The organism is Sunxiuqinia sp. A32 (assembly GCF_052690465.1).
In genome coordinates this window covers 289645-299973 of sequence record NZ_JBQYLI010000003.1, presented here as the reverse complement: position 1 = coordinate 299973, position 10329 = coordinate 289645, and the positions used below count along the sequence as shown (strand labels likewise).

Genomic DNA, 10329 nt, shown 5'->3' with positions numbered 1-10329 from the left:
GGTTTACTTTAGTGATTTTAATGCTAATTTCAGTGCTTCTTCTTTTTGTTCTTCATCCTTAATTGTCTTTAGTACTTTATCTGCTAACCAAAGGGTGAGCAGTTCCTTTTTCGGTTGCTTAAAGATTTTTGCAAGGGTTACTATGTCTTCCTTTCTGAAATATCGGTCACCACGTTCCATTTTACTGAGTAGTGCTGTGTCCATGTCCAACTTAGCAGCTAACTGTCGAAGCAGGATGTTTTCTTGTTCTCGTAGTTGACGAATCTTATCACCGATCATTGATATTTATTCTTAAAGTGACTTGACAATTTTTGACTAAATTAATGAAAGGAATCGATATGTACCTCAAAAAAACATAATAAAATATGATCTTGGCAAAACTGTGAATATTGACCTACAAAATTCAGTATATTGAGTGAGATAGTATACGCTATGGGTGATAATCCAATTTTATGCATTTGGGAAAAGATCCCCCGGGTGTTTTTATATATATTGTGCATTCTTGATAGAATTTTTTCTAGTCGGTATTTATCATCTTCCAAAGCCTAGTTTTAATATATTACTCAACCTTTTCCTACATTTTAATCCATTTTTTGCTTGCTTCTTGTTCAATACACGGATTACTTCTGCTTTCCTTCGTTTACTCTTTTCTTAGCTTTATTATTGATGTATTCATGTAAATAACTAATGCAAGGTGTGATCTTTCTTTCCTAAAATCTTTTGTGAATTACTTTTCTTAGAAGGATGATCATTTTATTTAATGGTTTCTGAAATTTATCCTATTCTCTACTACTCGTAAAGATTGTCTGAGTTAAAGCAGCTATTGCAATATTTCATTCCCAATTTTTATTTGAAGGGGAATAGGGTCCGAGACCCATTTTTACACACCTCATTTTATTTCAATCCCATTATCGTAGTTTTGAAGGAGTGGGTTCATATGTAAATTGAGGTGGTTTAGGAAGTTTTAATTCCAATATGGTGCGATTATCGGCCTCATTTGATGTTTTATAATTTCTATTTTAGCCATTTTGTGAAAAGGGAAATAATTTCTCACACATATAATGTAAAGCCGACATTGGGATAAAGTCAGATTTATTGTTACGTAGAAGCTTCACGAACTTTGCTATGTTCTTTATTATCGAATTTAAAATATAAAGTACTATCGGATAAGCTGGAAAATAAAGGAACCTCATCATACTTTTCAGAGCTCTATATCCGATTGTGTCTTTCAAAAATGAGTGTAGCTTCAGAAGGCGTCTTTTTGCACCGAAATCAGTTCAACTCAAAAAATAACTCTTCTCGTTAATGTAAAGCCGACATTTGGAATTTCTAGTACCATTAAAATTGCAAAGAATTGTCTCTTAAATGCACAGTTCATGTTGTTTATTCCATGTTTTTTTTGATGAAATAGTTATTTTTCACATAGATAGAATGTAATTGCAACTGTTATACTGAATTTGTTTAACGAATGTGTCGTGCGCCCATAGAGGTAGTATGTTATATTTTGAGCATTTTCTGAGTGGGGAAACACTCCCCGGCTTTGATATGGCTATATGAATTATAATCGACTTTGTTATAAATGGGGTAGTTTATACCGTGACTAGCTGTCCTTATATAACGGGTGCTATTACATATTGATTATCCGATATATAATGCGAGAACTGGTAGCGTTCTAGGGAATTTTTTCTCATTAAGGATAGATACAGAGTTTCGTATAACGACGCTGGCAATAGTTTTAGCTGTTCTAGGAACCCCACCCAAGCTCAAGTATCCTTTTGGATAGCTGTATGTTGTTCATAGAGCTAATATAAATGTATGAAGAGAAATACTGAATAGGTTTAATAGTTTGAACTCGATTGTGAATATTTCTTTTAGTAATTATGATAAGTATTCAGATATGTGCTGTGTGTGAAGTCTTTAAAAGATAATAAATAAGGGGTCAGAACTTGGCTTGATTTGCATATTGTTTTAAAATTTACATATTTGCAAGTTTTCTATACAGTATTTGCATACATATGTGCAAAAGTAGGATTAGTACACATCATTATTTTTTAATAGTTAAAGTTAGTTTAATAGATAAATCTAGTATGATAGTTTTATCTCCCTTCAAATATGATTAATTTTAAAGCAGAGATCTGACAGAGTGAACCAATTACTTAGAAATAGAGAATTACATTTATTTGCTGAAATGAAAGCAGGTAATAAAGAATCATTTAACTATTTCTTTGATTATTATTATTCTGGATTGTGCATTTATGCTAAAAATTACATTGGAGATCTAAGTGCATCAGAAGAAGTAGTACAGGATGTTTTTGTAAGGTTTTGGGAAAAACGACAAAATATTAAAATTGAGAGTTCTGTTCGTTTTTATTTGTATAAAACTGTATATAACCAATGTCTGAACTTGCTAAAACATAAAAAAATTGAGCGTAACTATCGTCAAAACTATTTAATTCAGCAAAATAATCTTTTCGAAGAACAATGGAGTTTATATAATGAATCAGAACTTCGTCATGTTCTTAATCAAGCTATGTCAAAGTTACCTCCAAGGTGTCGTGAGGTTTTTGAGTTAAGCCGATTTGAGAATCTAAAAAATAAAGAAATAGCTGAAAAATTAGAGATTACGGAAAAAACCGTTGAAAATCAGATTACCAAAGCATTAAAGGTTTTAAGGAAAGAGTTAAAAGACTTTTTACCTCTGTTCCTTATGTACCTTTCCTGAAAAAGAACAGTCATTTTTTCATTTTTTTTTTTACTGCGTGGGGGGTAGCACAAGTTGAGTTGTCTGTTATTCCGTAAAGCAGTAAAAATGTCACTTAGAAATCTTTCTATAAAAAAATTAGTAGCCTATCTGAACGGAGAATTGTCAGGCAAAGAAGCTGATGAAATAACTACCTGCTTTAACCAATCTGATGTAAGTAAAAAGGAACTGGATCACTACGAGATTCTTTGGAATTTATCTGAACGATTGGATCAAATGGAGAAGATCGATAAGTTAAAAGCAAGGGGGAAAATAAATTCCAGGATTGAAGAATCTGAGAACAAGTGGAAGATTTATTTGAGTTATTTTCAGCGGGCAGCTGCAATTCTTATTTTACCTGCCTTAATACTATCTGCTTATCTATTATACTTTAATTTCGAAAAAGGAAGATCAGTGGGGCAAGAATTTGTTGCATCGTACGGCACGCGATCAACAGTGATGCTTCCTGATGGTTCTGTAGTATGGTTAAACTCTGGGAGTAAATTAAAATATGGACCAGACTTCAATCATAGCAAGAGGACAGTTTTTTTAGATGGTGAGGCTTTCTTTGATGTTGTCGCAAATAAATCAAGACCTTTTGATGTCGTTACAAATCAATATACTATTAGGGCTGTTGGTACACAGTTTAATGTTTTTGCTTCTGCGGATGACGAATTTGAGACAACTTTGGAAGAAGGTGCTATTCAGCTGTTTCAAGTTGGGCTATCGGATAATCTTCCAGTTTTAAAGATGGATCCGGGGCAACGAGCACTATTTGATCATGGAAAATTGATAGTATCCGATGTAGATGTAAGGCAGTTCTCAGCTTGGAGAGAAGGAAAATTAATTTTCAAGGATACTCCAATGAAGGAAGTTGTTTCAAAACTGGAAAGATGGTACAATGTTGACATTGAATTGAAAAATCCTGAGTTGTTAAAATATAGATTTACAGCCATTTTTCGAAATGAGACGATTCAGCAAGCCCTGGATATGTTATGCTTTTCTTCTCCTTTAAAGTACAACATATTTCCCGGTAAAAGACAAAAGGATGATACCGTTGCAAAGGTCAGAATTGAGATAAATGTGAAATATAAATTATAAAAGTTGACATCTTAAAAAGAAACCTATGCGAAATCATTAAAACAAAAAAGCAGGAAAGTGTTGGTTCCACAATCCTGCTGTAAAATTAATTTATTGTCTCCCAGTCATGACAAAGAGAGAGACAATTAGTATTAATGTAATCAGTTCAAATTTATGAAAAAAAAATTAACACTCGTAAAGGAACGTAGTTCCATTGCGTACAAACAATTATTTTTAGTTATGAAGCTAACTGTTTTCCTTATCGTTTTTTCTGTAGCTACGGTAATAGCCAGTATTGGCCATTCTCAGGAAACAAAGCTTACTGTTCAATTAAAAAATGCTTCTTTGGGTGAGATCCTTAATACAATTGAGGATAACTCAAATTACTATTTCATGTTTAATAATCAACTAATTGATCTATCCAAAAGATTTGATTTTGAGGTGGAAAACAAAACAATTGATGAAATCTTGAATTTGTTGTTCATGAAAACTGGAATAGACTATAAAATTTACGATCGTCAGATTGTTCTTTCTTCTCTATCTCAACAGGATAACGTTTTTTCCACTCAGGAGCAGACCAGTATTACTGGTAAAGTTAGTGACTCATCTGGTTCTCCACTTCCAGGAGTAACTGTAGTAATAAAAAGTACCACCCATGGAACAATCACTGGGGTAGATGGTAATTATTCAATTGCTGATGTTCCAGCGGATGCAACTCTTGTTTTTTCATTTGTTGGCTTGAGGACACAGGAAATATCTGTTGGTGGGAAGACTCTTATTGATGTTGTGCTCGTTGAAGATGCCATTGGGATTGAAGAGGTAGTTGCGATTGGATATGGTACCATAAAGAAGGTTAATCTTACTGGAGCAGTAGAATCTGTTAATAGTGAAGAAATAAATTGGAAGCCGGTTGGCCAAACTTCTATGGCATTGCAGGGAGTTGCACCTGGCGTAACAATTACACAGAATTCGGGACAACCAGGTGCTGATGGAGGTACTATTCGAATTCGTGGAATTGGAACACTTGGCACTGCCGGGCAAAGTCCTCTTGTTTTAATAGATGGAATTGAAGGTAAAATCAATAATGTCGATCCCAACGATATTGAAGATATCTCAATATTGAAAGATGCTTCGTCTGCTGCGATTTATGGATCTAGAGCTGCAAATGGCGTTATTATTATTACTACAAAACGAGGAGAAAGTAAAAAAATAACTGTTAGTTACAATGGTTATGTTGGTTGGCAGAATCCTACGAATTTACCAGAATTGGTTAGTGGACTTGATCATATGTTATTGTTAAATGAAGCTAACACCAATATGGGGCAGACTCCTACGTTTCAAGAAAGTTATATCGAAGAATATAGACAAAATGCTCCAAGCGATTTATATCCGGATACAGATTGGCAGGATTTAACATTGACCAATGATGGTATGATGCAAAATCATTCAGTTGAACTATCAGGAGGATCCGATTTGATAAAATTCAGGGGATCAGTGGTTCATTTAAAGCAAAATGGATTAATTCCTAATACCGGGTATAATAGAAATTCGTTGAGGCTGAATACGGATTTGCAGGCATTAAAAAACTTAAATTTTAAATTTGATATAAGAATTAGCGATGAATTAAAATATGAACCTTCTGGAGGTATAAATACTATCTTTCAATATATGAATGGACGTATTCCTAGAAATCAAGAAGGTCTATTGTCAGATGGTAAATATGGGCAAGGTTGGCTGGGAATAAACCCAATATCTTATGCAAATTCTTCAGGTAAGAATAACAATCAGATGTATACAACTACCATTAATCTGCAGGGAGAATGGCAGCCCATAAGCGGTATGGATATTAATTTTATGTATGCTCCAGAATTCTACTATGGTAATCTGAAAGAATTTACAAATACTATAGATACATATTATGGGAATGGTGATCTTGCCTATACCGCTCCAAATATGAGTTCTCTACTTCAACGAAGTACTCGAACTAAAACTGATAATATTAGAGCGTTGTTAAATTATGAAAAGAATTTATCTCATCACAATTTAAAATTTCTAGCTGGATTTGAACAAATTGAGTATATCTATGAATCATTTCAGGGGCGAAGAGAGGATTTTCAGTTAGAAGAATATCAGTTACTCAGTTTAGGTTCTGAAATAAACCAAAAAGCGGAGGGATCTTCTCATGAATATTCGTTGCGTTCTTATTTTGGAAGGTTAAATTATAATTTTGATGGGAAATATTTATTTGAAGCTAATTTGAGGTATGATGGTTCTTCTCGTTTTGCTTCTGGAAATAAGTACGGATGGTTTCCTTCTTTTTCTGCAGGATGGCGGATTTCCGAGGAGAGCTTTTTGAAGGCAGATGATTCCATTGATAATTTAAAACTGAGAATTTCTTGGGGAGAATTAGGAAATCAAAATATTGGAGAATATCCATTTTCTTCATCAGTTGATCTCACTCAAGGATATATTTTAAATAACGCGGCGGTACCTGGGGCTGCTTTGACTGCTCTTGGTAATACTGACATTTCCTGGGAGACAACTGAAATGCTGAATGTTGGTGTAGATTTCTCTTTTCTTACAAAATTTGTAGTTACAGCTGATTACTATATAAAGAATACAAATGATATTTTACTACGTTTACCTATTCCCGCAACTGTTGGCTTAACAGCTCCTTATCAAAATGCTGGAAAAGTTAGAAATACCGGATGGGATGTAAGTTTGACTCATTTCAATACTATAAATGATTTTAAATACAAAGTTCAATTGTCTTTGTCTGATGTGAAAAATGAAATAATTGATCTTAAAGATACTGGTCCATACATTTCATCGGGTTCAATAAGAAAAGAAGGTGCTCCAATAGATGCGTTCTATGGCTACCAGACAGAGGGATTATTTCAAACTTCCCAAGAAGTTGTGGAGCATGCAAAACAATTCGGTGGAATAGTAGCTCCGGGCGACATTAAGTATGTTGATCAATTAACATTAGATACCGATGGTGATGGTATTCCTGATCAAGGTGATGGTATAATAACCGCTGATGGAGATAGGGTAATACTTGGTTCATCTATTCCTCGCTATACATATAGCTTAAATTTAGGGGCATCATATCGAAGATTTGATTTTAATGTATTTTTTCAAGGTGTTGGGAAAGCGGAAGGACTTAGGTACGGAAATGGAGTCTGGTCTTTTAACACGGGAAGTACAATCTATAAGTGGCAAGCGGAGAACAGATGGACTCCAGAGAATACAAATGCTACTTATCCACGTCTAACCTTTAATTATCCAAATAATGAACAAGTATCTGATTATTGGATATTTAATGCGGCTTATGTGAGGATGAAAAACATCCAATTTGGATATACTATTCCCCCGAAAATGTTAAATAATGTATTTATAGATAATTTCAGAATCTATTTTAGTGGTCAGAACCTATTGACAATTGATAATTTTCTACGTGGTTTTGATGTAGAATCTCCAAATGGATCTTCATGGTTCTACCCGATTGTAAAAACCTTCACTTTTGGAATTAATGCAAAATTTTAATCGTCATGAAAAAGACAAAATTATTAATAATCTCTATACTTATTCTAACGATATATTCATGTCAAGATTTTTTAGAGAAAGCCCCATTGGATGGTCCATCTAATGTTACATTTCTAAAAACAGAAAAAGAACTTATATTAGCAATAAATGGTGTTTATGAAAATTTGTGGCTAAATGAGATTAGTGCTTCTGGTCAATGGGAATATATACTTGATTGTGGAACAGATATAAGTTGGGATAGAGGATCGAGTACTTTTACAAATACAGGAAATGGAAGTGTAAACTCAGCAAACGGAACATTAGGGACCGTATGGTCTCACAATTACAGAGGCATTTCAAGATGTAATTTCATACTTGAGAATATAAACAGAGTGGAGAATGCATCATCTGAAGTGATCAATCATGTTACCGGACAAGCACGCTTCTTACGAGCTTTTTGGTATAACGAGTTAGTATCATTATGGGGAGACGTTCCACTGGTAACATCAACTCTTGGTATTACAGAAAATAAGGTTTCTCGTACCAACAAGGATGAAATTATTGACTTCATTCTTGCTGATTTGGATTTGGCTTCTGAGGAGTTGCCAGAAAGTTGGAGTAATGATCAGACAGGACGAGCAACAAAAGGAGCAGCGTTGGCATTAAAGTCAAGAATTGCTTTATATGCCGGAAGGTATGATATTGCTGCCACTGCTGCAAAGAAAATTATTGATTCTGGGATATACCAACTTTATCCTAACTATAGAGGATTATTTCAATATGAAGGAGAGAGTTGTTCAGAAGTCATTTTTGAGATTATGTATGAGTACGGAATACAGCGTTCAAGAATGGCATATTCTGTTAGTTCTAGAAATGCTAAATGTACAAGCACTAAAGTTCCAACTCAATCGATGGTCGATTCTTATGAATGTATTGATGGTATGACTATTGAACAATCACCTTTATTTGATCCAGCTCATCCTTTTGAAAATAGAGATCCTCGATTAAAGCAATCAATTGCAACTCCTGGAGATATATTTTTAGGTTTCCAATTTGAAACGAACAGAGATAGTGTCAAATGTTGGGATTATAATGTTGATCCACCAAAAAGAATTTCCAATCAAGATGCGTTGAACCCATATGCTACATTCACTGGGTATTGTTGGAAAAAGATGGCAGATCCTATTGATTTTCCTGATTATAGAAATAATTCATCTCTAAATTTCATTATGATACGACTAGGCGAGGTTCTACTGAACTTTGCTGAAGCAAAGATTGAATTAAATGAGATTGATCAAGATTGCTTAAATGCAATTAATAGCGTGCGTGGAAGGGAGAGTGTGCAGATGCCACCAATTTCTGGAGGAAAATCTCAAGCCGAGATGAGGAAAATCATTAGAAGAGAGAGAAAAATTGAATTAGCAATGGAAGGCTTTCGTTTACAAGACATAAGACGTTGGGGAATTGCAGAAAACGTTATGCCAGGCCCCCTTTATGGTCGCCCGCTAGAAGGATATAGTTATGCAGATATGGGGAATCCTGTATTTGATGAATACGGTAATCGCGACTATTCTTCCATAGGTGATATGCTTAGGGTTGTTGAGATTAGAGCATTTGATATAGAGAGGAACTATTTGTGGCCGATACCTCAAGACGAGATGGACGTAAATGATTTGTTAGTTCAAAATCCAGGATATTAATATTGATATTTAAGCCTATGTTGGGTGATTCAGAAAAGATCTGAATCACCCAATGATACTCTATCTCTCAAAATACTTATGATCATATATATAATAATGTACATAAATCTTAACATGAGAAATCTATTTTATTTAATACATGTTGTGACAGTGATTGTGTTAATTGGATCTTGTAAGAAGCCAGAAGATAAAAATTCATCTATAGATAAGTCAGTTAAAAGCGTAAAAGTATTTTATGAAGAAGGTAGATATGGAGGGTGGCCAGCAAATGTAGGTATTTGGTCCTGGAGTGATGAGATTTTAGTTGGTTTTACTGTAGGTGATCATGAAGATAAAGAAAGTGGTCATACAATTAAAAGTGGATCAGCGTCTATTGAATTTGCCAGAAGCAAAGATGGGGGGATTACTTGGTATCAAGAAGATGGATTTGATAAAAGTACTAGTTTCATAACGTTAGATGAAAAAATAGATTTCTCAAATGCTGATTTGGCATTTTCATTTCTGATGCAAAACGAGAGAACAGGCCCCACTGCTTTTTTTTATTCATACAACCGAGGAGAAAAATGGAATGGTCCTTATAAATTATCGGTTGATTTTCCAGATCGTAATCCTGCTGGCATTGTTTCTCGAACTGATTATCTAATTGAGAGCAAACATGAGATGACTGCATTTTTAACAGTTGGATTCAAAGAAGGTAATAAAGATTGGCGTGAGGTTGCATGTGTGCGTACCTACGATGGAGGAAAGACTTGGAGATTTCTTTCTTGGATTGGTCCTAATTATATTAACTCAATAATGCCTTCATCTGTAAGACTTGATTCTTCTCGGTTATTAACAATGATAAGGAGAACAAAACCTCCACGAATGGTTAGTTTTCTGTCTGAGGATAATGGAAATTCTTGGACTCAATTAGCTGATCCCGTTACAGTAGATTCTAATGGTAATCCACCTGCATTATTAAAGTTAGAAGGCGGACGATTATGTTTGGTTTATGGGATTAGGCAAGAAAAAACGATGCCTGATGGGATAGGTATGTATGTATCGTATAGTTCTGATGAAGGGCTTAGTTGGAATGAACCTGAATTACTTAGGGGACATGATGGAGCCTGTTGGGATATTGGCTATCCCAGATCTGTATTACTTCCAGACGGTAAGGTGGTTGCAGTCTATTATTATAACAATGCAAACGCAGGAGACAAATACCGTTATATTTCTGCCAGTATCCTAAATATAAAATAGATATAATGTTATGAATAATTTATTAACACAGAAAAGTAGACCTAT

6 protein-coding genes are annotated in these 10329 nt (G+C 34.4%); 5 read left to right on the top strand and 1 reads right to left on the bottom strand.

Annotation, left to right across the window (positions count from 1 at the left end; genetic code table 11):
- Positions 1 to 3: 3 nt before the first annotated feature.
- Positions 4 to 279 (bottom strand): helix-turn-helix domain-containing protein, encoded by a 276-nt coding sequence (locus ACUNWD_RS04590; RefSeq protein ID WP_445586598.1) that lies wholly within the window; start codon positions 277 to 279, stop codon positions 4 to 6.
- A gap of 1864 nt (positions 280 to 2143) precedes the next feature.
- Between ACUNWD_RS04590 and ACUNWD_RS04585 the strand changes: the two genes are divergently transcribed.
- The 5 genes from ACUNWD_RS04585 (at position 2144) to ACUNWD_RS04565 (ending at position 10284) form a co-directional block, all read left to right on the top strand.
- On the top strand, positions 2144 to 2722 hold the full coding sequence (locus ACUNWD_RS04585) for an RNA polymerase sigma-70 factor (RefSeq protein ID WP_445586597.1): 579 nt from the start codon (positions 2144 to 2146) through the stop codon (positions 2720 to 2722).
- Positions 2723 to 2809: 87 nt separating this feature from the next.
- The gene (locus ACUNWD_RS04580) at positions 2810 to 3841 is read left to right on the top strand and encodes a FecR family protein (protein WP_445586596.1); all 1032 of its coding nucleotides are present in this window, start codon (positions 2810 to 2812) and stop codon (positions 3839 to 3841) included.
- Between the two features lie 153 nt (positions 3842 to 3994).
- Positions 3995 to 7366, top strand: a complete 3372-nt coding sequence (locus tag ACUNWD_RS04575) for a SusC/RagA family TonB-linked outer membrane protein (protein WP_445586595.1) — start codon at positions 3995 to 3997, stop codon at positions 7364 to 7366.
- Positions 7367 to 7371: 5 nt separating this feature from the next.
- Positions 7372 to 9045 carry a RagB/SusD family nutrient uptake outer membrane protein gene (locus ACUNWD_RS04570; protein WP_445586594.1) on the top strand — a complete coding sequence of 558 codons (1674 nt, stop codon included), beginning with the start codon at positions 7372 to 7374 and terminating at the stop codon, positions 9043 to 9045.
- A gap of 114 nt (positions 9046 to 9159) precedes the next feature.
- Positions 9160 to 10284: a sialidase family protein gene (locus ACUNWD_RS04565; protein WP_445586593.1), complete on the top strand. Its 1125-nt coding sequence runs from the start codon at positions 9160 to 9162 to the stop codon at positions 10282 to 10284.
- Positions 10285 to 10329: the final 45 nt, after the last annotated feature.